The following is a 22,498-nucleotide window of genomic DNA, read 5'->3' as shown; positions in this document are numbered from 1 at the left end:
CGCATGTTCAAACCTATCCCGGTTGCCATCGGCTTGCGCTACCTGCGTGCCAAGCGGCGTAATGGCTTCATCTCGTTTATCTCGATGGCATCGATCCTGGGTATCGCCTTGGGTGTGACCGTGCTGATCACCACCCTGGCGGTGATGAGCGGTTTCCAGAAGGAAATCCGCGATCGTCTGTTGCAGATGGCCGCGCACGCCACGGTCAGCGCAGAAGGCGCGCCAATGCGTGATTGGCAGCATGCGGTCGAGGTCGCCATGTCCGATCCGCGCGTTGCCGGAGCCGCGCCATACATCGAAACCGAATCGCTGTTGCAGGGTCCGCGGAAACAACCGGCGATCGTGCGGGGCGTGATTCCTGGCGAAGAAGGCAAGGTCTCGGTGCTGGCCAAGAAGATGCAGAAGGGCTCGGTCGACAGTTTGACGCCGGGTTCCTACAACATCCTCATCGGCAAGGAACTGGCGCTCTGGCTGGGCGTGGATGTGGGCGACAGTATTGTCGTTTTGCTCAGCGATACCCAGGCCACACCGCTGGGCGCGATGCCGCGGCTCAAGCGTTTTACTGTCAGCGGTATTTTCGAGGCCGGATACAACGAGATCGACCGCGGTCTGGCGGTGGCTAACATGGAAGATCTGGCGCGCGTGTTGCGCATGGATGGTGTCACCGGCGTGCGACTGCGCTTGCACGATATGGATCAGGCCTGGAACGTGGCGCGTGACCTGGCTATCAAGTTGCACGGGCCTTACCGCGTCAGCGACTGGACGCAGGAGAACGCCAATCTCTATCACTCGTTGAAGATGGAAAAGACCGTGATGGGCATCCTGCTGTCGCTGATCGTGGCGATGGGCGCATTCAATCTGGTGTCCTCGCAGGTGATGCTGGTGACCGATAAACAGGCCGACATCGCGATTTTGCGCACGCTTGGCTTGTCGCCGGGCGGGGTAATGCAAGTGTTTATGGTGCAGGGTTCGTTGATTGGTTTCATGGGCACGATCATGGGCGTGATCGGCGGCATCGTGCTGACGCTGAACTTGGAGCGCATCCTTGGTGTGATCGAGACGATCTTCAGCGTCAAGCTGCTGCCGGAAGACGTGTACTACATCACAGGGCTGCCGACCGATATGCAGACCCAGGACGTAGTGGTGATCACTGTGGTCGCGTTGGTGATGAGTTTCCTGGCGACCTTGTATCCGGCATGGCGCGCGTCATCTACTCAGCCCGCGGAGGCGCTGCGTTATGAATGAGATCCGTGAATCGGGATTCGGGAATCGTGAATCTGCAGTGCAGAAACCAAACCAAGCAGATGCGGTGATCCGAGCCGAGGCGCTGGCCAAGACGTATGCTGAAGGCAAGATGCGCACGCCGGTATTCAGTGGTTTGGATTTGTCGGTGGCGACCGGTGAAACGGTTGCGATCGTCGGCGCTTCCGGCGCAGGTAAGAGCACGCTTTTGCATCTGCTTGGTGGGCTGGATACTCCCACATCGGGCGAGGTGTATGTCGCCGGTCGTCGCATGTCTGCGTTGTCCGATGGCGAGCGCGGCAAGCTGCGCAATCAAGCGCTGGGCTTTGTGTACCAATTCCATCATTTGCTTCCGGAATTCACCGCATTGGAAAACGTGATGATGCCGGTGCTGCTGTCCGGTAAAGCGGTCGCGGTCGCCAGGAAGCAAGCACTGCAATTGCTGGAATCGGTAGGTCTCGTACATCGCATCGAACACAAGCCCAGCGAATTGTCCGGTGGCGAGCGTCAACGTGCAGCGGTTGCGCGTGCGCTGGTGAACAAGCCGGGCTGCGTATTAGGTGACGAGCCGACCGGTAACCTGGACGACAGGACTGCGGAGACTGTGTTTGAGCTGATGTTGGAACTCAACCGCGCCCAGCGCACCAGCCTGGTATTGGTCACCCACGACCGCAGCCTGGCGCGGCGTCTTGACCGCGTGCTGGAGTTGCATCAAGGCAAGCTGCGTGAGTTAGCGCTGTCTGCGGTGTGATTGCTCGTGGCGCCGTCGAGATCTCCGCAGCGCCTTGAGTAGCGTGGCGATTGAACAACTCAGCACGATGCGGGAAGTGTTTCGTGGGGCTTGGCCGCCAACGGCATCATGGCGATGAAGTGATGAGCCTAACGACGAGCTCGCTGCCGTCGATTCAACGCGTTACCTGGAGTTTGCGGGCCTATTGCAGACCCGCATCCATCGACTGCTGTCGATCAGGGAATGATGCGCAGCGCCCGCAGTCTGGTGAATAGCTCGAAGAACGAGGCGCGGCTATCGTAGAAGTCGAGGAAGCCCAGTGCGCGGCTCTTGGTCATGTCATTGACGCATTCGATCTCGCGCCCTAGATCGGCGTCGGTGTGCCACCAGGAAGCCAGGCGATTGACGTCGGCCTCCACCAATCCATGCTGCTTCGCCAGCTTAGTCCATAGTGCTGGGGCTGCTTTGCTCAAGCGTGTTTCCAGCGGTGCGGGCGTGTCGGGGCAGGGGACGGCTTCAAGTTCGAAGAACGCAGCAATTTCGCCCCACATCCAGCGCCAGCGAAATACATCGCCATTGACGGCGTTGAAAGCCTGATTGCGGGCCGCCGGGCTGAGGCTGGCCCAGGCCAGTTGCCGACCGAGCAGGCCGGCGTCGGTCAGATCGGTGAGACTGTTCCACTGTGCTTGCGAGCCGGGGAACACAAACGGCTGACCGGTGTGCTTGCACAGCGATGCATAGACCGCCAGCGTCACACCCATGTTCATCGCATTGCTGCCGTTAGCCACGCCGATCATGGTGTGCGAGCGATGCACGCTCCACCCAAAGTCATGTTGCTCGGCGTGTGCGAACAACAGGTCTTCAAGTGTGTAGTAGAAATTCTCGCCCGGCTGCCGCGGCTCGCTTTCGCGGAACGGCGTTTCGGCCTTGCCGCTGCCGTAGTTTTCGAAAGCGCCCAGATAGTGCTTGGTGCCAGTAACCAGCGCAATGTGCTGCAGAGGCGCCTCGCTGAGCGCCTCGCACAGATGTCGCATCATCGCGCCATTGGCCTCGATATTCTCGCGTTCGGTATCGCGACGCGTCCAGGTGCAGAAGAACACATGGGTGATTGGCAAACCGGACAACGCGTTGGTAGTGCTCTCTGCGTCCAGCAGATCGGCCGCGACAGGAATGACGCCGTCACGCGGCAATGGCTGGCGTGCGAGGCCGTAGACGGTCCAGCCGTCAGCGAGCAGCACCTTGGCGAGGTTGTAACCGGAGATGCCGGTCACGCCGACAATCAATGCAGTGCCTTTACGCATGTGGGAAACTCCTTGAAAGCGGGACAAACGATAGCGCCGTTGCCATGAAATCGAGGCGAATGCGTTTCTCTGGGGCCTGCTTGCATCGCTGGTCGGTGATGGGGTCTTGGTGCGCGGACAGCCTGTGTGGGCTCGGGCACATATCGCATTGAGCGGTTGCCGTGCCCTGCGGTGCGCAACAACAAAAGCAGCTTTCTTCCTACCTGACGATGCGCCAACCACCGCTGTGCATGAAGTTCGCCATGACCTAGCCTAGATACATTGATCGAATAGGGCCAGGATGGATGGCGACCGGCAGCATGGATGTGTCAGCGCAGGCAGCGCCATCGCCGCAGATGGGAGCGGCCGTCGCCGGCGCATTGGCATTGCTGCTGGGCGTGGTGGTGTGCGCGTGGTCGCCTACGGTGTTGCCGCGAGCGCTCTACGCGATGTGCATGTGCATTGGTGCGTCGGGTGTGGGCGTGACCCTGTGGCTGCGTCCGCAACGGTTCGCGCTGCCAATTGCAATCGCAATGGCATTATTCGGCTTCGGTCTGATGGGATGGCAGGTCGCCAGTGCCTTGCAACTGCAACTGCTCCCTCAAGACGAAGCGCGCGAAGTGGGTGTGCGCGGCCAGATTGTCGGGCTGCCAGTGGCCGAGCAACGCCGCACGCGCTTTCAGCTGCGTGTCGATGACGATCAGAAGCAACCAGCAGCACTGCGCGGCAAGCTGTTGCAACTGGCTTGGTACGACGACTTCGGTGCCGAACACATCGGCCCGCGTGCAGCATTGCATGCGGGTGCGAGTTGGCGATTACGGCTCAAGCTGCGGGCGCCACGCGGCTTGCGCAATCCCGGCGGCTTCGATGCTGAGCGTCAGGCGTTGGCACAAGTGATTGCAGCGACCGGCTATGTGCGCGTGCCGGCCGCCGCACGACAAGTCGCTATGCCGCGTGGCGTTGATGCCTGGCGCGAACGGATGTCGCACCGCATCGTCGAATCGGTGCCCGGACCCTCTGCGCCCTATATGCGCGCACTCGCGCTCGGCGATACGCGCGGGCTCGACGCCGCCGCATGGGCAACGTTGCGCGCGACAGGGCTCAGCCATCTGATCGCGATCTCGGGATTCCATGTCGGGCTGGTCGCGGCATTCTTCGCGATGGTGGTCGCCGGTCTGTGGCGCGGGTGGCCCGGCTTGGGTACGGTACTTCCGCGCCTCCACGCCGCTGCAATCGCCGCGCTGCTCGGCGCCGCCGCCTATGCGGTGCTGGCAGGTTTGGCACTGCCCACGGTGCGCACCGTATTGATGATTGCAGTGGTAGCCCTGGCGCGGGTTCTGCGGCGACGTGCCACGACCACGCAGATCCTCGCGCACGCCTTGCTGGCAGTGCTGCTGTGGGATCCCTTGAGCGTCTTGGTCGCGGGCTTCTGGCTCAGCTTTGCGGGCGTTGCCTGGTTGGTGTGGTGCTTGCCGTCGAACGACCGCGCGATCTTGCGCGGCTTCCTGTCGGCGCAAACCGTCGCCACCATTGGTCTTCTGCCCTTGACAGTGAGCCTGTTCGGGCAGGCATCGTTGGTGGGGCCGCTCGCTAATCTCATCGCCATTCCCTGGTGGACTTTCGTCGTGGTGCCGCTGTGCCTGCTGGGCACTACACTCGAAGCGATTCATCCCGGTGCTGGCGTTTGGGTGTGGCGATCGGCGGGGTGGTGTTTCGAGCTGACGTGGTCCGGCTTCGTTTGGCTCGGGCAGACTTCGGTGGCGTTGTGGTGGGTTCCGGAGTCCGATGCCATCGCGCTGATTGCCGCCTTGCTCGGTGCGTTCTGGCTGCTATTGCCGCGTGGCACGCCGGGCAAATCGATAGCCGTATTGCTATGGCTGCCGCTGCTATGGCCGGACCGCGAGCTGCCTGCGGCCGGTGAGGCGGATGTGCAGGTGCTGGACGTGGGGCAGGGCTTGGCAGTGCTGGTGCGCACGCAACGTCACGCGCTGTTGTTCGATACCGGCCCTGCAGTGCGCGACGGCTTCGACGCTGGCGAGCGCGTCGTTCTCCCGGCCTTGCGTGCACTCGGTGTGCGCCGACTGGATGCGATCGTGCTCAGTCATGCCGATGCCGATCACGCCGGAGGCTATGCCGCTGTTCGCGCTGGGCTGCCCGTTGCAATGACGTCCGCGCCGCCGCAGGCGCCGCTGGACGTCAGCACGCGCTGCCGTGCCGGCCAGCAGTGGGAGTGGGACGGCGTGCGCTTTCGCTTCCTGCATCCGAGTCCCGGCTTTCCATATATGCGCAATCAATCCAGCTGCGTGCTACGGGTCGAAACGCCGCATGCGAGCGCACTGTTGCCGGGCGACATCGACGAGATCGTCGAGCGTCGGCTGCTTGGTGGGCAGTCGTCGGAGTTGCGCGCTGATCTAGTGGTCGTCCCTCACCACGGCAGTGCCGATGGCTCGCATGCCGGATTTATCGCAGCGACCGGCGCACGGCTGGCTTTGGTGTCGTCCGGGCACGGCAATCGCTTCGGGCATCCGCGCGCAGAGGTGGTACAACGGTGGCAAGAAAGTGGGGCGGAGGTGATCGACACCGCTGAGGCCGGTGCGATCAGGGTCTGGCTGGGCGCCGAAGGTTTGCAGGTACGCGAGCGACGGCGCTGGCAGCCGCGGCTGTGGGATGCTGCGGAACGGCGGCGGTCGGCTGCTATCCTATCGCCCAGCGAATAGGCGGCCGCGTTGCCGGAGGAATCAAATTGTGTTGGAGCTGGTCAAGGCAGGCGGTTGGCCGATGGTGCCGTTGCTGTTGCTGGGCGTGGTTGCCTTGGCGATCATGCTGGAGCGTCTATGGAGCCTACGTCGCCACGAGGTGACGCCGCCAGGTCTGGGCGAAGAAGTTCGTAACTGGGCCGCGCGGGGCAAGCTGGATTCCACCCATATCGAGTCGCTGCGTCGCAATTCGCCGCTCGGTGCCTTGCTCGCCGCTGCGCTGGACGTGCGTGGATGCCCGCGCGAGTTGATCCGCGAGCGCATCGAAGACACGGGCCGGCACGTAGTGCACCGCATGGAGCACTATCTGAATGCGCTAGGCACGATTGCCTCAGCCGGGCCGTTGCTGGGCCTGCTGGGCACCGTGGTTGGCATGATTCAGATGTTCTTGGGCATCCTCGATTACGGTGTGGGCGACGTGAACCAACTGGCCGGCGGCATCGGCAAGGCGCTGGTGTGCACGGCCACCGGCATGATCATCGCGGTGCCGGCGCTGATGGCGCATCGCTTTTTCAAGGGGCGTATTGCCGGTTACATCATCGAGATGGAGCAGGAAGCCACGTTGCTGCTTGATACCATGGATGGCCGCGTGGCGCCGGTTGCGGCAGGCGCCAAGCCTGTCACGGCAAAGGGCTGACGGATGCGCATCGGTAGCGACCGAAGCCAGGACGAGCCGCATATCGATCTGGTGCCGTTGATCGACGTCATTCTCGTCCTCATCATCTTCTTCGTAGTGACCACGACCTTTGATGCACGCTCTACGCTGCAATTGCAGCTGCCGACCGCTAGCGACCAGCACGCCAGCGTGCCACCGCGTTCGTTGAGCGTGCTAGTCAATGCCGAGGGGCGTTATTTCATCAACGACCAGGAAGTGCTGCGCCCGGACGTGGATTCGCTGAAGCAGACCATTGCGCAGATTGCCGGTGACGACCGCGAGCAGACGGTGTTGATGCGCGCCGATGCGCGTACGCCCTATCAGGCTGTCGTCACCGCGCAAGATGCCTTGGGGCAACTCGGTTTCCGGCGCATCGCGATCGCAACTGCGCCCCAAGCCGGCAATCCTGGTATCACCGGCACTGCCGACAAGACACGCAACAACGGAACCCGCCCGTGACCACCTCCAACGACCGCCCTGCGCCAGTGTCGTCCTGGAGCACGTACCGTCGCTTGCTGGCCTTCGCCAAGCCGTACCGGCTGCTGCTGATCGCCGCGCTGATTGCCGCGTTGGTCGAAGCGGCCGGCACCACCGGTTTTCTGGCATTGATGAAGCCGATCACCGACGAGACCTTCATCTACAAGAACGCCGAAGTCAGTCGCTGGCTGCCGGTGCAGATCATCGTGCTGTTCGTGGTGCGCGGCGTCGCCGGTTACATCACCGACATGGCGATGGGCAAATCTGCACGCAGCATCGCGCGCGACCTGCGCATCAAGGTGATGTCCAAGTATTTGCGCCTGCCCGGTTCGCGTTTCGATTCCGAGCCGGTGCCGTCGATGCTGATCCGCCTAGGCTCGGATTCGGACCAGGTCGCGCAGGCGGCAGTGGATGCGGTCAAGGTGATGATCCAGCAGTCGCTGCAGGTGATCGGCGCGTTGGCACTGATGCTGTGGCATAGCTGGCAGGTGACACTGACCATCCTGGTGCTCGCACCGGTGCTGGCCTGGGTGATGGACAAGGTGGCGCGGCGCTATCGGCGCATCAGCCACAGTATCCAGGAGAGCGGCGCACATCTGTTGCAGGCCGCCGATCAGACCTTGTCCAGTCACCAAGAGGTCAAGATCTACGGCGCCCAGCAGACCGAAATGGAGCGTTATGGCGCGCTGGCCGATCGTAATTTACGTCTGGCGATGAAGGTCGAATCCACGCGCGGCATTTCCACCGCTACGGTGCAGATGATCGGTGCGATTGGTTTGTCGGCGCTGCTGTTCGTGGCCGGTGCGCAGGCATTGGCCGGGCGCCTGACCGCTGGCGACTTCGTGGTGCTGATGACCTCGATGCTGACGATCATTCCCGGGCTCAAGCAACTCACGAATGTGCAGAACATGGTGCAGCGTGGCTTGGCATCGGCCGAGCGTCTTTTTTCAGTGCTCGATAGCCCGGATGAGCCGGATCAAGGCGCCATGCCGCTGACGCGCGCCAAGGGCTTGATCGAATTCCGCGACGTCACCGCGCGCTACCCGGGCCGGGTCAATCCGGCGTTGGCCGATGTCAGTTTCGTCGCGCAACCGGGCACGGTGACCGCGATCGTCGGTCGCTCGGGCAGCGGTAAATCCAGCCTGATCAAACTGATTCCGCGTTTCTACGAAGCCGAGGCCGGGCAAATCCTGCTCGACGGGCATCCGGTGCAGGTGTATTCGTTGGCTGATCTACGTCGCCAGATCGCCCTGGTCGGCCAGCATGTAATGCTGTTCGACGGCAGCATCGCTGACAACGTCGCCTATGGCGAAATGCGCACCGCCGACGCAGCTCAACTGGAGCGCGCGATTCTAGGCGCAAATGCGATGGAGTTTGTGGCGCAACTGCCCGAAGGCTTGCAGTCGTCTGTCGGCACCAAAGGCGGGCGCTTGTCCGGCGGCCAGCGGCAGCGTCTGGCGATCGCGCGCGCGATGCTCAAGGATGCGCCGATCCTGATTCTGGACGAAGCCACCGCGGCGTTGGACAATGAATCCGAACGTCTGGTCCAAGACGCCTTGCACAAGTTGATGCCGGACCGCACCACGCTGGTGATCGCGCATCGGTTGTCCACCATCGAGCACGCCGACCAGGTGCTGGTGATGGATCAGGGCCGCATTGTCGAGCGCGGCACGCATAGCGAGCTGCTGGCGCAGGGCGGGTTGTATTCGCACCTGCATGGCATGCAGTTCCGCGAACGCCAGGCATGAGCAAGCGCGGCACCCGCACGCCGGGTTACTGGTACGACGATGCGCCGATTCCACTCTCGGCGCGCATCCTCTCGCCGGTCTACGGCGCGGCCATCGCGTTGCGACGCGCCGTGTATCGACGCGGCTGGCGCAAGCGCCACGGTGTGCCGGTGCCGGTGATTGTGGTGGGCAACGTCACCGCCGGCGGCACCGGCAAGACGCCACTGACGATTGCCTTGGTCAGCAGATTGCAGGAAGCCGGCTGGACGCCCGGCGTGGCCAGTCGCGGCTACGGCCGTGACGAATCGGGCACGGCACGGTGGGTTGAAGCGGACACGCCCGTCGAACTCGGCGGCGACGAGCCAGTGCTGATCGCCTGGAAGACCGGCACGCGCGTACGCGTGGACAGCGATCGGCTGGCCGCAGCACGTGCCCTGATCGAGGCGGGCTGCGACATTGTGGTCTGCGACGACGGCCTGCAGCATTACCGACTCGCGCGCGACGTGGAAATCGAAGTGGTCGACGGTCAGCGTCGCTACGGTAACGGACGCCTGCTGCCCGCCGGGCCGCTGCGCGAACCGGCCGTACGTGCACGCGATTGCGATTTCCGCGTGGTCAATCTTGGTCAGGCGAGCGCTGCAATAGCCTCTCAAGCACCTGAGGCCGCCGGCCTTGGCGAATGGCAGATGCGGTTGAGCATCGACAGCGTGCAACCGATGGATGGCAAGCGCGCCCAGCCCTTGAGCATGCTCGCCGGGCGACGCGTGCATGCGGTGGCCGGCATCGCGCACCCGGAGCGATTCTTCGCGATGCTGCGTGCGCACGGCATCGGCGTGGTGCCGCATGCCTTTCCCGATCATCACGTGTATTGCGCCGCGGATTTCAGTTTTGGCAGTCGCTTGCCGGTGCTGATGACCGAAAAAGACGCGGTGAAATGCCGTCCATTCGCCGACGAGTGGCTGTACAGCGTGCCGCTCAGAGCCGATTTACCGGCGGCGTTCTGGGTAAGTTTGCTGGATCGACTGGACAAATTGGCGAGCCGGCAGGGCGTGTAACTCTGATAGTGGAGTGCGCGATGATTCGTGTCCGCCTGGATCGGTTCTGGGCGTGGCGCGCCTACTGGACAGACTCAGACAGCCCTGCTGCCGAACGTCGCACCTGCCTGCCTGCCTGTCGAGCTCGAGAACGCGCATCGCAATCATTGCACGACGCACACGTGTCATCCCAAAGGCCCGCTCGCATCAGCCGATACACTGCACCGATGTAGCTCGATGACGAGGCTCCTTTGTCGATGCAGTTCCGTATCGGCGCACGTGTCAGGCGCTGTAGCCGCGTTCCATCTCGCAAGGACTTTGTGCGACTTCGGCCTCTCGTTTCTTCGACTATTTTTTGCACCTCAGAGCACACCCGCATGACCAACCCAACGCCTGCCGATTTCGTCGTCGCCATTCCTGCGCGTTACGCCTCCACGCGTCTGCCAGGTAAGCCGCTGCAACTGATCGGCGATCGCCCGATGATCCAGCATGTGGCCGAGCGGGCATTGTTGGCGGGTGCAAGCGAGGTCTGGGTAGCGACAGACGATGCGCGGATTGCCGAGGCGATCGAAAGCCTGCCTGGCGTGCATGTCGCGATGACCGGTAGCCAACATGTGTCGGGCACCGATCGCCTCGCCGAATGCGCACGGATCGCGGGCTGGGATGCCGACACCTGCGTGGTCAATCTGCAAGGCGACGAACCGTTCGCGCCTGCTGCCGGCATTCGCGCAGTCGCCGATCTGCTACTGCACTCCGGCGCCGAAATGGCTACGCTGGCCGCGCAGGTAGATAGCGCACACGCGCTGTTCGATCCCAACGTGGTGAAGCTGGTGCGTAGCGCAGGCGGCGACGCGTTGTATTTCAGCCGTGCGCCGATTCCCTGGCACCGCGACAGCTTCCCCAGCCAGCGCGACAGCTTGCCCAATGACGGCCATTTGCTGCGCCACATCGGCATCTATGCGTACCGCGCAGGGTTCCTGCAGCGCTTTGCCGCGATGCCGCCCGGCATGCTGGAGCGCATCGAGTCGCTGGAACAACTACGCGTGATGGAAGCCGGTTACCGCATCGCTGTGACACTGACGCCCGAGCAGTTTCCGCCGGGCATCGATACGCCGGACGATCTTGCACGGGCGCAGACGCGTGTGGCCTGGACATGAAGGTCTTGATCGTATGCCTAGGCAATATCTGTCGCTCACCGATGGGCGAGGGCGCTTTGCGTGCAAGGCTGGACGAAGCCCGGCTATCGCGGCGCATCGAGGTCGATTCGGCCGGCACCGGCGACTGGCATGTCGGCGATCCACCAGATCCGCGTGCCATACGGTGTGCAAGCGGCCATGGCGTGGATATTTCCGGCTTACGCGCCCGTCAGGTGCGGCCAGCGGACGTCGAGCACTTCGATTGGGTTTTATGCGCCGACAGCAGCAATCTGCGCGATCTGCAGCGGCTCGCCCCAGCGCCGGTGCGCGACAAGGTCGCGTTGTGGCTGCCATAGGCAGGCGTTGAGGAGCGCGATCAAATTCCGGATCCCTACACCGGCGGGATGGAAGATTTTGAACGTGTCTGGCAGCTGGTCGACACCGCTGCGCGCCAGACCGTGGCCAGGCTCACCCGCAGCTAATCGGGCTTGGGCATAATTACTGGATGAATGCCCAGCTGATCCAGGAACTGCCGGAATTTCCTACTTGGCTCAACGCCAGGCCATCCACCTTGCAGGAGCATCGCGGCCGCGCGCTTGTGCTGGTGTTCGTCAATGCTAGCTCGGTGTGGTGCGCCGAGCGCCTGGCCGAGCTTGCGCATTGGCAGGCGCGCAGCCCCGGTCGCCTGCAGGTGATCGTGGTGCAGGTGCCGCGTTTCGACAGTGAACGCTTGCCGCAACGCTCGCTCAAGCAGCTACGCGGGCATGGTGTCAGCGCGCCGATCCTGCTCGACAAGGATTGGGAAACCTGGCGCCGTTTCGGCATCGTGTCGTGGCCTACGCTGGTGCTGCTGGATGCTTACGGCCGCGAGCGCCAGCGTCTGGTGGGCGTGACCGGGGATCTCGACAAGGCGTTGACCGCCTTGTGCGACGGCCAGCAGCCTCCGTCTGATGCCGATCTGTATGGCGTAGCCGAGCGCGAACCCGAACCACATCTGGCGCTGCGGTTTCCAACCAGCCTGGCCGCCACCGAAGATCGCTTCTACGTCGCCGATACCGGGCATCACCGCGTGCTCGAATGCACGCATGGCGGCCGCGTGCTGCGCCAGTTCGGTCACGGTAATGCCGATCTAATCGATGGCGGCGTCGGCGAAGCGGCATTCCGGCGTCCGCAAGGTCTGGCATTGGAGCGCGACCAGCTGTATGTCGCCGATACCGGAAATCATGCCTTGCGGCGCATCAACTTGCGCAATGGCCAAGTCGACACGCTGTGCGGCACCGGGCGCTCCGGCGAGCCGGTCGAAGGCCCGCTGGCCTCGGCCGGCGCATCTGCGTTGAACTATCCGCAAGGCCTCGCCGTTGCCGACAACCAGGTGTTGATCGCCATGGCCGGCGACAACCGCATCTGGAGTTATCACCTGGGCCGCGCTGCATTAACTGCGCGTGCCGGCACCGGCGCGCTTGAAAGCCGCGACGGCAGCGGCCATCTTGCGGCGTTCGCGCAACCGGCCGGATTGGCGGCGGTGCAGCAGGTGGCCTATGTCTGCGATGCACTGGGGTCCTCGATTCGCACCATGCAATTGCGCGGCGACCTGGTGAAGACCCTGGTCGGCGGCCATGACCTGTGGCAGTTCGGCGACCAGGACGGTCCACGCGGCACCGCGCGCCTGCAATTTCCGCAAGCGATTGCCTTGGCCAACGATTCGCCGATGCTGTGGATCGCCGACACCGGCAACGGCCGCTTGCGCTGCCTGCGTCTGGGGGGCGGGGAGTTGACCACGGTCGAGCTGCCGCGGCGCCTGCATGGCCCGGCCGGGCTGGCGGTCGCCGCCGGTGCGGTCTGGATCGCCGAGACCGACGCCCATGCTGTGTTGCGATACGACCTTGCAAGCGGCGCACTGAGTGATGTTGCGATAGACGAATGAGCGCAAGGCCCCAAGCCGATTTCGATGGAAAGGCGTTTGCTGCGCAATTGAGCACCGCGCCCGGCGTCTATCGCATGTATGCGGGCGACGACACCTTGCTGTACGTCGGCAAGGCTGGCGCGCTGCGCAAGCGCGTTAGCAGCTATTTCAACGGCACCCCGAAAAATGCGCGGCTGACCTCGATGTTGTCGCAGGTTGCGCGCATGGACGTGACCGTCACCCGCAGCGAAGCCGAGGCGCTGCTGCTGGAAAACCAGCTGATCAAATCATTGTCGCCGCGCTACAACGTGTCGCTGCGCGACGACAAAAGTTATCCCTATGTGCTACTGACGCGCGAAGACTGGCCGCGGATTGCGCTGCACCGTGGCCCGCGTGCCGTGCAAGGGCGTTATTTTGGCCCGTATACCGGCGTCACCGGCGTGCGCGAGACGCTGAGCCTGATGCACAAACTGTTCAAGCTGCGCAGCTGCGAAGACAGCGTATTTCGCAACCGCTCGCGGCCGTGCCTGCAATACCAAATCGGCCGCTGCAGCGCGCCGTGTGTGAACTTGGTTGTCGCGCCCGACTATGCCGAGTCGGTACGACGCGCCACGATGTTTCTCGAAGGCAAGAGCGACCAACTCGGCGAAGAGATCATGCAGTCGATGCAGCAAGCCAGCGAAGCGCTCGAATTCGAGCGCGCCGCGCGCCTGCGCGACCTGCTCTCGTCGCTGCGCAGCATGCAGAACCGTCAATACGTGGACGGCCGCGCCGCCGATCTGGATGTGCTGGCGTGCGCCACACAATCCAGTCAGGCCTGCGTGTTGCTGCTGAGCTTCCGCGACGGCCGTAATCTCGGCACACGTTCGTTTTTCCCCAAGACCAATGGAGAAGACAGCGCCGACGAAATCCTGGGCGCGTTCGTGTCGCAGTACTACGCTGAACACTCGCCGCCGCGCGAGATTTTGCTTGATCGCGAGATTCCGGAGTCCGAATTGATCGAGGCCGCGCTCAGCACCGCGGCCGAACACAAGGTGGCGCTGAAGTGGAACGTGCGTGGCGAGCGTGCGGGCTATCTGCTGCTTGCCACCCGCAACGCGCAGCTGACTCTAGTGTCCGAGCTCACCAGCCAGAGCGCGCAGCACGCTCGCAGCGAGGCGCTGCGCGAGATGCTCGGGCTTGCTGAGCAAGTCAAACGGGTGGAGTGCTTCGACATCAGCCACACTATGGGCGAGGCGACGGTGGCCTCGTGCGTGGTATTCGATGCCAGCGGACCGGTGCGCGGGCAGTATCGGCGTTTCAATATTTCTGGCATCACCCCGGGCGACGACTACGCCGCGATGCGTCAGGCCATCGAACGCCGGTTTCGACGTGCAGTGGAAGAGAACGGCGTGCTACCCGATGTGCTGCTGATCGACGGCGGCGCTGGTCAGTTGGCACAAGCGCAAGCCGCGCTCGCTGACCTCGGGATTGAGAACATTTCGCTGGTCGGCGTAGCCAAGGGCGAGGAGCGCAGGGCAGGGCACGAGGCGCTGATCATGGCCGATGGCCGCGAACTGCGCCCGGGCGTGGCATCGCCGGCGCTGCAGTTCATCCAGCAGGTGCGTGACGAAGCGCACCGCTTTGCGATCACCGGTCACCGCGGTCGCCGGCAAAAGGCGCGCATGACGAGCAAGCTCGAAGATATCCCCGGCATCGGCCCACGCCGTCGGGCAAGTCTGCTCAAGCATTTCGGCGGCTTGGTCGGGCTCAAGGCCGCTGGCGAGGCGGAGATTGCGCGGGTGGAGGGGGTCAATGCCGCACTTGCCGCGCGAATCTACGCTAACCTGCACGGGCTGGCGCTTCCCGATGCGGCAGGCGAGTCGAGTCCGTAATGAAGTTGACCGTCCCCACGTGGCTGACACTGCTGAGGATCTTGATGATCCCGGTGTTGGTCGTGGTGTTCTACTTGCCGTATACGTGGACGAACGTTGCGTCCGCTGGCGTGTTCGGGCTGGCTGCCATCACCGACTGGCTGGATGGGTGGGTCGCGCGGCGTTATCACCAATATTCTGCGTTTGGCGCATTCCTGGACCCGGTGGCCGACAAGCTGATGGTCGCGGTGGCGCTGTTTCTGATCGTACAAGGCCATCCGACGCCGTGGATGGCATTCTGGGCCGCAGTCATCGTCGGGCGCGAAATCGCCGTCTCCGCGCTGCGCGAGTGGATGGCCGAGATCGGCCAGCGCGCCAAGGTGCGCGTTGCGGCGATTGGCAAGGTCAAAACCACCGCGCAAATGGTCGCGTTGCTGTGTTTGCTGTATTCGGTCACGCCAGGGCAAATGCCCACGCATGAAATCTGGCTCGGCAATCTGGTCTTCCGGGCCGGTTATTGGACGCTGGCGATTGCCGCACTGCTGACGCTGTGGTCTGGATTCCAGTATTTGCAGGCAGCATGGCCGAGTCTGCGCGCCGATGAAAAAGCAGCGATCAGCAACAAGCCGAAAAAAATTGAAAGCAACAGTTGACAGCTATCCTGTTCGCTGTAGAATTTCGCCTCCCAAGCGGGAATAGCTCAGTTGGTAGAGCGCAACCTTGCCAAGGTTGAGGTCGCGAGTTCGAGTCTCGTTTCCCGCTCCAGCCGTAAACAGAGCCACGTGTCAGTAGTCTCGTTGTTTCAAGGCAGGAAGCTTTGGGTTTGATATTTCGGCCTGGTGGTAGAGTGGTTATGCAGCGGACTGCAAATCCGCGTACGCCGGTTCAATTCCGGCCCAGGCCTCCACGTTGCATGCGTTGTTTCTCTCATAGGCAACGTGACAGGGCTAGCGCAACGAAGTTGACAAGCTGTACAATTTGGCTCCACGCGGGAATAGCTCAGTTGGTAGAGCGCAACCTTGCCAAGGTTGAGGTCGCGAGTTCGAGTCTCGTTTCCCGCTCCAAATATTGATCTACAGACTTCCACTGGCATCTGTAGGTCGTTGAAAAGAGGAGCTTCAGCTCCTTTTTTGATTCCAGCAAACGCCACGGACATCCACCAACAGCCAGCGTTTTTGAGGCCAAAATTGAGGCCAAAGAATGTGGGCGGTGCCGGTTTCGGGTTGTTGCTGGGGTTGGATCGGGATGACCAGCAGCATTGAGCCTAAGTCTCATGACTCAGAGCCTGTTCACGATCTTTTGAGTAGAAGCGCCAAGAAGGCCAGATGGATGAACTGCAAGCTGGTGTTGAGTTTGCGCTCGCAGTTCTTCCACAGCCTTCGGTTTTTCTCCAGCCAGGCAAAACTGCGCTCGACGATCCAGCGCTTGGGCATGACCTTGAAGGTGTGCAGTTCGCTGCGCTTGGCAATCTGCACCGTGAGCTGCTCGCCTAGAATCTCTCGCACGCCTTCGGCAAACGGTACTCCGGTGTAACCACTGTCGCACAGCAGGCTTTGTACATGCGTCAAGTTTGACTGACAGCGCTCCAGCGCCTGCAGCGCACCTTTGCGGTCGGTCACCTCCGCCGTCGTCACCGCGATGGCATGGGGCAACCCCTGGGTATCAACAGCGATATGCCGCTTGATGCCCGACACCTTTTTGCCCGCGTCATATCCCTTTTGCCCGGCTGTGTCCGTGTTCTTGACGCTCTGCGCGTCCACGATCAAGAACCTGCTGAAGATGTTGCGCTCCTGTTTCTGGCGGGCCACGCCAACCTGATTTTTTGAGCGCCCGCTCCAGCAGGCTCACTCCTTCATCGTCGCACTCGCTCCACTTGGCAAAGTACGCGTGCACGGTCCGCCACTTCGGAAAGTCGCTGGGTAGCGCTCGCCATTGGCAACCGGTTCGCAGCACGTACAACACTGCGCACCACACCTCATACATATCCACTCGGCGTGGCTTGGTGCGCTTGCGCGCTTGTTCCAGGATCGGGAGGATGTGTTCGAAACGCTCCCGGCTCATGTCGCTCGGATAGGTTTTTTGGCGCATCCGCAGAGTCTGCACCAATCAGGAAAGATCGTGAACAGGTTCTTAGGAGTTTGATGATGGCACTCTCTGATCTGACCGTGCGGCAAGCCAAGGCCGCCGAGAAAACTTACAGCATCCCCGACACCGACGGCCTCGGCCTGGTGGTCGCTCCCACCGGCGGCAAATCGTGGCATCTGCGCTACTACTGGCTCGGCAAGCAAAAGCGCATCTCTTTGGGCAACTACCCCGAGGTCGGACTGCGCGAAGCACGCACCTTGCGTGATGAAGCCCGAGCGCTCGCGGCGAAGGGCATCAATCCCCATACTGACCGCAAACAGAAGCGACGCGCTATCAAGCTAGCCTCGGACTACACGTTCAAGGCCGTCTTCGATGCCTGGGTCGAGCATCGCGCGAAGGAACTCAAGGAAGGCAGAAAAAGCACGTTGTCGCAGATCCAGAGAATCTTCGGAAAGGACGTGCTGCCCAGCCTTGAGAGGATGTCGATCTACGACATTCGCCGACCTCAACTCCTGGGCGTCCTGGCGCGGATCGAGCGGCGCAAGGCTTTCACCACTGCCGAGAAGGTCCGCACTTGGCTGAGCCAGTTGTTCCGCTACGCCCTGGTCATTGTCGAGGGCATGGAGGCCAATCCGGCCACCGACCTCGACGTGGTGGCCGAGCCCAAGCCGCCGGTGAGCCACAACCCCTACCTGCGTCTGCCCGAACTGCCCGACTTCCTCCAGAAGCTCAGGCTCTACAACCAGCGTGGCTGGCAGACGCAGCTCGGCATTCGACTGCTGTTCCTGACCGGGGCGCGCACGGGCGAACTGCGACTGGCTACACCGGACCAGTTCGACCTCGACCGCGGTCTGTGGATTATTCCGCCGCAGATCGTCAAGCAGCTTCAGGACGAGATGCGCAAGGCCGGCAAGCGTCCGCATGACATACCGCCTTACATCGTGCCTCTGTCTGTCCAGGCGGTCGAGATAGTGCGCTACCTGCTGGGCGTAATGCGGCCTGCCCAGAAGCATCTGCTGGCGCACCGCAGCGAATTCAAGAAGCGCATCAGTGAGAACACCCTCAACGCTGCCTTGAAACGAATGGGCTACGACGCCCAACTGACCGGCCATGGCATTCGGGGAACGATTTCTACGGCGCTCAACGAGATCGGCTATCCCAAGATTTGGGTGGACGCGCAGCTTTCGCACTCCGATCCGAACAAGGTGAGTTAGGCCTATAACCACGCCAAGTATGTCGAGCCGCGCCGCCGGATGATGCAGGATTGGGCCGACCGTCTTGACCTGCTCGAACAGGGCCAAGTGGAAGCTGCCAGTGCACATCTAACCATCCATATCGAAGGGGTGCCAGCGATGGCGGAAGAGCCGGCGGCCATCGCCGCTGTTTCTGCTAAAGCCGCCGTGTCGTCCACGCCGATCGTTGTGATGCCAAGTACTGAGGGAACTACCTTCCAGCGGCTGTCGCAGGTGCCTCCGCCCCCCACTCGAACGCCGGAACCGGAAGCGTTCGCAATCCAGCGCGAGCGTGAAGAAATGCTGGCCATGTACGAGTCGCCTAGCTGCCTGCCGGTGCCGCTGTTCGGCAAGCTGGCCGGTAAGTCCAAGGACCAGATCAACCGCGAACTGAAGGCAGGCAAGCTGCTGTCCATTAGCCTGGGTAATCGAGGGCAGCGTGTTCCCGATTGGCAACTGATGCCACTCAAGCACAAGCTGACCCAGGTCCTCATGAATCTGTGCCAAGGAGCGGACTCGTGGGACCTGTTCCTAATGCTGACCAGAGCGCACACGGATCTTGGTGATCGTGCAGCGATCGATGTAGTCACGCCGACCAACGTGGTCGCGATCGTTCGGACCATCATGGGTGACCAACATCATCCAGATGCCTCCGAGACCGTCTCACCGCAGGCTATCCCTGAGAGCGTTCGCCGGATGGTGGATGGCGGGGCGGTGTTTGAAGGCGTTTGATTGCCAACGCTGCGGCCTGTTGACCGCATCAGCGCCAGTGTTTACGCGCTCGCCAAGCAAAACAATTTCAGTAGTGTTGACGAAATCGCCCTGAGCCAAAGGACCAGCGCCGCAGCGGCTGGCGAAAAAATCTTCATTCTGCATGGCGCGTCAGACAATCCTGCAGCACTGCGTGCTTACATGCCGACTAAGGAAGCGATACAGACCCCAGTTGAGCAGTCATTCGAAAAGGTGCAAACACTGCAAAGCAGTGGATCGGCACAGGAGCGCGCGCAACAGCAACCTCCACACCAGATCCCGGAGCAGGAAGCACGGCAACGTACAACTGTGCCGTCTTTGTAGCAGCGTTGCCAATATGTCGGTGTGAATCCCGGACGTAAACGCTTTATCTCACTTCAGCTATTTTCGCCGAGAGCATTCGCTTTCAGTGGATATTGCAATCCGAGATGCGCGCTCGACAAACCTTTCAGTTGCAGGCGAGAGAGCAGCTGCAGGCCGAAAAAGACAGGTGTAGGACCATTGCGGAGTGCCGAGGATCGGACGCATTACGATACCCCGATTACGGGCATTGATGATGCAGCTCTGCGGCGCGATACCGATGCCATATCCCGCGGCTACGAGCACCGCCAGAAAATCGAAAGAAGTTACTGAGGTACAGCATAGATGAGCCCCGTAATAATCCGTTGCTGCCTCGTTATAAAACCCTTCAGCGCAAGCGTTCGAGTACCAACAGATAAGTGGGTAGCTTAGAGCGTGTTATGAACTTTGAAAGAGGGTGGCTGCATTTCCAAGCATCAGGATCGTGAAGACGACGAAGTGCAAACCGGCCAAGGTTTCCGGCAATCGCTCGTAGTCGCGTGCCAGCCGTCTGAAACGATTGGCCCATCCGAAGCTGCGCTCGACAACCCAACGGCGCGGCAGCAAGACAAAGCCTTTTTTCGCTTCTTGCAGCTTGATCACTTGCAACTCAATGCCTTCTTCCGTGGCCGCCTGCGCCGGTTCTTGACCGGTGTAGCCCTGATCAACAAAGGCGATCTTGACCGTTTCACCGGTCACGTGTTGTACCTCTTGTGCCAACGATCGGACTTGCGCGCGCTCCTGCTCATTAGCCGGCGTCACCTGGACAGCGAGCAGATGTCCAAGCGTATCGACGGCCATGTGTACCTTGCTGCCTTTCTTGCGTTTATAGCCATCGTATCCAGCACGCGGCCCGCTTTCGCAGGTGGACTGCAGCGTGCGAGCATCGAAAATGACCGCGCTCGGCTGGCCTTTTTTCCCTTGCGCCACACGCAAGAGTGAGCGCAGATCACTGACCATGGCCTCAAAGCAGCCCGCTTGCAGCCAGCGCTGTGTTTGTTGATACACCGCTTCCCAGGGCGGAAAATCGTTGGGAAGCAATCGCCATGGTGCGCCGGCGCGCGCGATCCACCGCAGTGCGTTGAACATCGCGCGTAGCTCATACTTGCGCTGCGGTGCCTGCACGTCCATCAGCGTCAAATAGGGAGCCGCAAAGGCCCATTCTTCGTCGGAAATATCGGTGGAATAAGGCTTACGAGGCTTCATCCGTATACGTTAGCGTGACAAGGGCAAAGTTCATAACACGCTCTAAGGCCGCACCTAATGAAATGGCTTGATGCGCTAGAGCGTGTTATGAACTTTGAAAGAGGGTGGCTGCATTTCCAAGCATCAGGATCGTGAAGACGACGAAGTGCAAACCGGCCAAGGTTTCCGGCAATCGCTCGTAGTCGCGTGCCAGCCGTCTGAAACGATTGGCCCATCCGAAGCTGCGCTCGACAACCCAACGGCGCGGCAGCAAGACAAAGCCTTTTTTCGCTTCTTGCAGCTTGATCACGTGCAACTCAATGCCTTCTTCCGTGGCCGCCTGCGCCGGTTCTTGACCGGTGTAGCCCTGATCAACAAAGGCGATCTTGACCGTTTCACCGGTCACGTGTTGTACCTCTTGTGCCAACGATCGGACTTGCGCGCGCTCCTGCTCATTAGCCGGCGTCACCTGGACAGCGAGCAGATGTCCAAGCGTATCGACGGCCATGTGTACCTTGCTGCCTTTCTTGCGTTTATAGCCATCGTATCCAGCACGCGGCCCGCTTTCGCAGGTGGACTGCAGCGTGCGAGCATCGAAAATGACCGCGCTCGGCTGGCCTTTTTTCCCTTGCGCCACACGCAAGAGTGAGCGCAGATCACTGACCATGGCCTCAAAGCAGCCCGCTTGCAGCCAGCGCTGTGTTTGCTGATACACCGCTTCCCAGGGCGGAAAATCGTTGGGAAGCAATCGCCATGGTGCGCCGGCGCGCGCGATCCACCGCAGTGCGTTGAACATCGCGCGTAGCTCATACTTGCGCTGCGGTGCCTGCACGTCCATCAGCGTCAAATAGGGAGCCGCAAAGGCCCATTCTTCGTCGGAAATATCGGTGGAATAAGGCTTACGAGGCTTCATCCGTATACGTTAGCGTGACAAGGGCAAAGTTCATAACACGCTCTAAGGAAGGTCTGAACAACGCACCAGACCTCTAAAATTCGAGCCTGCTGCGTGCCAATAGCGCACAGAGTTGATGCGTACGATACGATTTCTACGGTTTCTTGCGGCGTTGGCTGGCGCCAGGCAGCATTATCCCCTGGCCGGCAGCAACTGCCGGCGCACCATCTACAGATTGGATAGTGCGAACAGGGTCAGCACATGCGCGGTGTTCTTGGCCAAGCCGCGATAGCGGACCTTGGTGTAGCCAAACTGGCGTTTGATCACGCGGAATGGATGCTCCACCTTCGCACGCACACTTGCTTTGAAGTATTCCCAACGTTCTTCCTGGCGGCGCTCGCGTTTGTTGCCAATGGCTTGAATCGTCGAACGCTTGGCGGCAATGAAAAAACCAGCCTTGCAGGTCTGCAGTTCTTCGCGTTTGTCCGCACCGGTGTAGCCGCTGTCGCCGAACACACTGTCTTCTTTGCCGTGCAGCAATGCGTGGGTCACCGTGACATCGGCCACATTGGCAGCCGTACAACGGACGTAGTGCACCAGCCCGGAAAACTCATCCACGCCGATGGGTGCCTTCATCCCGAAATACCACTGATTGCCTTTCTTGGTCTGATGCATTTCAGGGTCGCGCGCGCGGTCGGTGTTCTTGGTCGAACTGGGCGCAGCGATCAGGGTTGCATCGACGATCGTGCCGGACCGCAGGCTCTGACCCTTGCGCACCAGATCCGCGTTGACGGCCTCCAGCATCCGCGCTGCAAGGCCATGGGTTTCCAGCAAGCGGCGAAAGTTGAGAATCGTGGTCTCGTCGGGAACATTGTCCAAACCGCCGAGCCGGGCAAAACGGCGCAAGGTCCGGATCTCGTGCAACGCTTCTTCCATCGCCGGATCGCTCAACGCATACCACTGCTGCAGCAAATGAATCCGCAACATCGTCGCCAGTGCGTACGGCTGTCGACCAGGCCGCCCCGACACCGGATAGTGCGGCGCGATCAGTCCGAGCAAATGCCTCCACGGAACCACCTGCTCCATCTCGGCCAGGAAGATCTCGCGGCGAGTCTGCTTGCGCTTGCCCAAACCTTCAGCGTCACCGAACGTCAGTTGCATGGATGACTCCTCAACGTAGGTGTGTAGTGTCGCGCATTTGAAGTGCGTTGTTCAGAGGTTC

16 protein-coding genes, 3 tRNA genes and 4 pseudogenes are annotated in these 22,498 nt (G+C 61.6%); 17 read left to right on the top strand and 6 right to left on the bottom strand.

Annotation, left to right across the window (positions count from 1 at the left end):
- Window positions 1-3 precede the first annotated feature (3 nt).
- Both PD885_RS12145 and lolD read left to right on the top strand, forming a co-directional pair.
- Complete coding sequence (locus tag PD885_RS12145; protein WP_002802211.1) at window positions 4-1,245, top strand: lipoprotein-releasing ABC transporter permease subunit; 1,242 nt, start codon at window positions 4-6, stop codon at window positions 1,243-1,245.
- 64 nt (window positions 1,246-1,309) lie between these two features.
- Window positions 1,310-1,993 carry a lipoprotein-releasing ABC transporter ATP-binding protein LolD gene (gene lolD, locus PD885_RS12140; protein ID WP_002802210.1) on the top strand — a complete coding sequence of 228 codons (684 nt, stop codon included), beginning with the start codon at window positions 1,310-1,312 and terminating at the stop codon, window positions 1,991-1,993.
- A 215-nt stretch (window positions 1,994-2,208) separates the two neighbouring features.
- Here lolD and PD885_RS12135 read toward each other — a convergent pair whose 3' ends face one another.
- A complete protein-coding gene (locus PD885_RS12135) occupies window positions 2,209-3,273 on the bottom strand; it encodes an SDR family oxidoreductase (RefSeq protein ID WP_002802208.1) in 1,065 nt (354 codons plus the stop codon).
- Window positions 3,274-3,557: 284 nt separating this feature from the next.
- Between PD885_RS12135 and PD885_RS12130 the strand changes: the two are divergent.
- The 13 genes and pseudogenes from PD885_RS12130 to PD885_RS12070 form a co-directional block, all read left to right on the top strand.
- Window positions 3,558-6,092: pseudogene (locus PD885_RS12130) on the top strand (DNA internalization-related competence protein ComEC/Rec2); the annotation flags it as partial.
- Window positions 5,998-6,645 carry a MotA/TolQ/ExbB proton channel family protein gene (locus tag PD885_RS12125; RefSeq protein WP_002802203.1) on the top strand — a complete coding sequence of 216 codons (648 nt, stop codon included), beginning with the start codon at window positions 5,998-6,000 and terminating at the stop codon, window positions 6,643-6,645. The pseudogene PD885_RS12130 and the gene PD885_RS12125, both read left to right, overlap by 95 nt.
- 3 nt (window positions 6,646-6,648) lie before the next feature.
- Window positions 6,649-7,122, top strand: a complete 474-nt coding sequence (locus PD885_RS12120) for an ExbD/TolR family protein (RefSeq protein ID WP_002802201.1) — start codon at window positions 6,649-6,651, stop codon at window positions 7,120-7,122.
- On the top strand, window positions 7,119-8,888 hold the full coding sequence (msbA, locus tag PD885_RS12115) for a lipid A export permease/ATP-binding protein MsbA (protein ID WP_002802197.1): 1,770 nt from the start codon (window positions 7,119-7,121) through the stop codon (window positions 8,886-8,888). Before PD885_RS12120 ends, msbA begins: the two co-directional genes overlap by 4 nt.
- Complete coding sequence (lpxK, locus tag PD885_RS12110) at window positions 8,885-9,922, top strand: tetraacyldisaccharide 4'-kinase (protein WP_088056909.1); 1,038 nt, start codon at window positions 8,885-8,887, stop codon at window positions 9,920-9,922. The genes msbA and lpxK overlap by 4 nt, the downstream gene beginning before the upstream one ends.
- A 356-nt stretch (window positions 9,923-10,278) precedes the next feature.
- The gene (gene kdsB, locus PD885_RS12105) at window positions 10,279-11,058 is read left to right on the top strand and encodes a 3-deoxy-manno-octulosonate cytidylyltransferase (protein ID WP_002802194.1); all 780 of its coding nucleotides are present in this window, start codon (window positions 10,279-10,281) and stop codon (window positions 11,056-11,058) included.
- Window positions 11,055-11,519: pseudogene (locus PD885_RS12100) on the top strand (low molecular weight protein-tyrosine-phosphatase). The gene kdsB and the pseudogene PD885_RS12100 overlap by 4 nt, the downstream one beginning before the upstream one ends.
- A gap of 23 nt (window positions 11,520-11,542) precedes the next feature.
- Complete coding sequence (locus tag PD885_RS12095; RefSeq protein ID WP_002802190.1) at window positions 11,543-12,961, top strand: NHL repeat-containing thioredoxin family protein; 1,419 nt, start codon at window positions 11,543-11,545, stop codon at window positions 12,959-12,961.
- The gene (gene uvrC / locus PD885_RS12090) at window positions 12,958-14,814 is read left to right on the top strand and encodes an excinuclease ABC subunit UvrC (RefSeq protein WP_002802186.1); all 1,857 of its coding nucleotides are present in this window, start codon (window positions 12,958-12,960) and stop codon (window positions 14,812-14,814) included. The genes PD885_RS12095 and uvrC overlap by 4 nt, the downstream gene beginning before the upstream one ends.
- Entirely contained in the window at window positions 14,814-15,446 is a 633-nt protein-coding gene (gene pgsA / locus PD885_RS12085; RefSeq protein WP_002802183.1) for a CDP-diacylglycerol--glycerol-3-phosphate 3-phosphatidyltransferase, read from the top strand. Before uvrC ends, pgsA begins: the two co-directional genes overlap by 1 nt.
- A 36-nt stretch (window positions 15,447-15,482) precedes the next feature.
- A tRNA-Gly gene (locus tag PD885_RS12080) sits at window positions 15,483-15,558 on the top strand.
- A gap of 68 nt (window positions 15,559-15,626) precedes the next feature.
- Window positions 15,627-15,700 (top strand) — tRNA-Cys (locus PD885_RS12075).
- Window positions 15,701-15,781: 81 nt separating this feature from the next.
- A tRNA-Gly gene (locus tag PD885_RS12070) sits at window positions 15,782-15,857 on the top strand.
- Window positions 15,858-16,082: 225 nt separating this feature from the next.
- Here PD885_RS12070 and PD885_RS12065 read toward each other — a convergent pair.
- Window positions 16,083-16,881 (bottom strand): IS5 family transposase gene (locus PD885_RS12065; protein WP_088056611.1). Its coding sequence is split into 2 segments (ribosomal slippage): window positions 16,083-16,611 and window positions 16,610-16,881, totalling 801 coding nucleotides; the frame shifts between segments, so codons are not numbered across the junction.
- Window positions 16,882-16,934: 53 nt separating this feature from the next.
- Between PD885_RS12065 and PD885_RS12060 the strand changes: the two are divergent.
- Both PD885_RS12060 and PD885_RS12055 read left to right on the top strand, forming a co-directional pair.
- Window positions 16,935-18,842: pseudogene (locus PD885_RS12060) on the top strand (tyrosine-type recombinase/integrase).
- Window positions 18,843-19,184 carry an XVIPCD domain-containing protein gene (locus PD885_RS12055; RefSeq protein ID WP_002802180.1) on the top strand — a complete coding sequence of 114 codons (342 nt, stop codon included), beginning with the start codon at window positions 18,843-18,845 and terminating at the stop codon, window positions 19,182-19,184.
- 57 nt (window positions 19,185-19,241) lie between these two features.
- Here the strand turns inward: PD885_RS12055 and PD885_RS12050 are convergent, their stop codons facing one another.
- The 4 genes and pseudogenes from PD885_RS12050 to PD885_RS12035 all read right to left on the bottom strand — a co-directional run.
- Window positions 19,242-19,466 carry a LysR substrate-binding domain-containing protein gene (locus PD885_RS12050; RefSeq protein WP_231895749.1) on the bottom strand — a complete coding sequence of 75 codons (225 nt, stop codon included), beginning with the start codon at window positions 19,464-19,466 and terminating at the stop codon, window positions 19,242-19,244.
- A gap of 132 nt (window positions 19,467-19,598) precedes the next feature.
- On the bottom strand, window positions 19,599-20,405 hold the full coding sequence (locus PD885_RS12045) for an IS5 family transposase (RefSeq protein WP_002802516.1): 807 nt from the start codon (window positions 20,403-20,405) through the stop codon (window positions 19,599-19,601).
- Between the two features lie 85 nt (window positions 20,406-20,490).
- Window positions 20,491-21,297 (bottom strand): IS5 family transposase, encoded by an 807-nt coding sequence (locus PD885_RS12040; protein WP_002801519.1) that lies wholly within the window; start codon window positions 21,295-21,297, stop codon window positions 20,491-20,493.
- A 210-nt stretch (window positions 21,298-21,507) separates the two neighbouring features.
- A pseudogene (locus tag PD885_RS12035) lies at window positions 21,508-22,437 on the bottom strand (IS5 family transposase); the annotation flags it as partial.
- Window positions 22,438-22,498: the final 61 nt, after the last annotated feature.

The sequence above is a fragment of the Xanthomonas fragariae genome (assembly GCF_900183975.1).
Lineage (GTDB): Bacteria > Pseudomonadota > Gammaproteobacteria > Xanthomonadales > Xanthomonadaceae > Xanthomonas > Xanthomonas fragariae.
The sequence above is the reverse complement of the archived record's forward strand: the minus strand, read 5'-3'. Positions and strand labels throughout refer to the sequence as shown.

Coding starts and splice junctions, on each gene's coding strand:
- PD885_RS12040 (WP_002801519.1), bottom strand. CDS start 21,297: ATGAAGCCTCGTAAGCCTTATTCCACCGATATTTCCGACGAAGAATGG.
- pgsA (WP_002802183.1), top strand. CDS start 14,814: ATGAAGTTGACCGTCCCCACGTGGCTGACACTGCTGAGGATCTTGATG.
- PD885_RS12045 (WP_002802516.1), bottom strand. CDS start 20,405: ATGAAGCCTCGTAAGCCTTATTCCACCGATATTTCCGACGAAGAATGG.
- uvrC (WP_002802186.1), top strand. CDS start 12,958: ATGAGCGCAAGGCCCCAAGCCGATTTCGATGGAAAGGCGTTTGCTGCG.
- PD885_RS12135 (WP_002802208.1), bottom strand. CDS start 3,273: ATGCGTAAAGGCACTGCATTGATTGTCGGCGTGACCGGCATCTCCGGT.
- PD885_RS12095 (WP_002802190.1), top strand. CDS start 11,543: ATGAATGCCCAGCTGATCCAGGAACTGCCGGAATTTCCTACTTGGCTC.
- lpxK (WP_088056909.1), top strand. CDS start 8,885: ATGAGCAAGCGCGGCACCCGCACGCCGGGTTACTGGTACGACGATGCG.
- PD885_RS12120 (WP_002802201.1), top strand. CDS start 6,649: ATGCGCATCGGTAGCGACCGAAGCCAGGACGAGCCGCATATCGATCTG.
- kdsB (WP_002802194.1), top strand. CDS start 10,279: ATGACCAACCCAACGCCTGCCGATTTCGTCGTCGCCATTCCTGCGCGT.
- PD885_RS12145 (WP_002802211.1), top strand. CDS start 4: ATGTTCAAACCTATCCCGGTTGCCATCGGCTTGCGCTACCTGCGTGCC.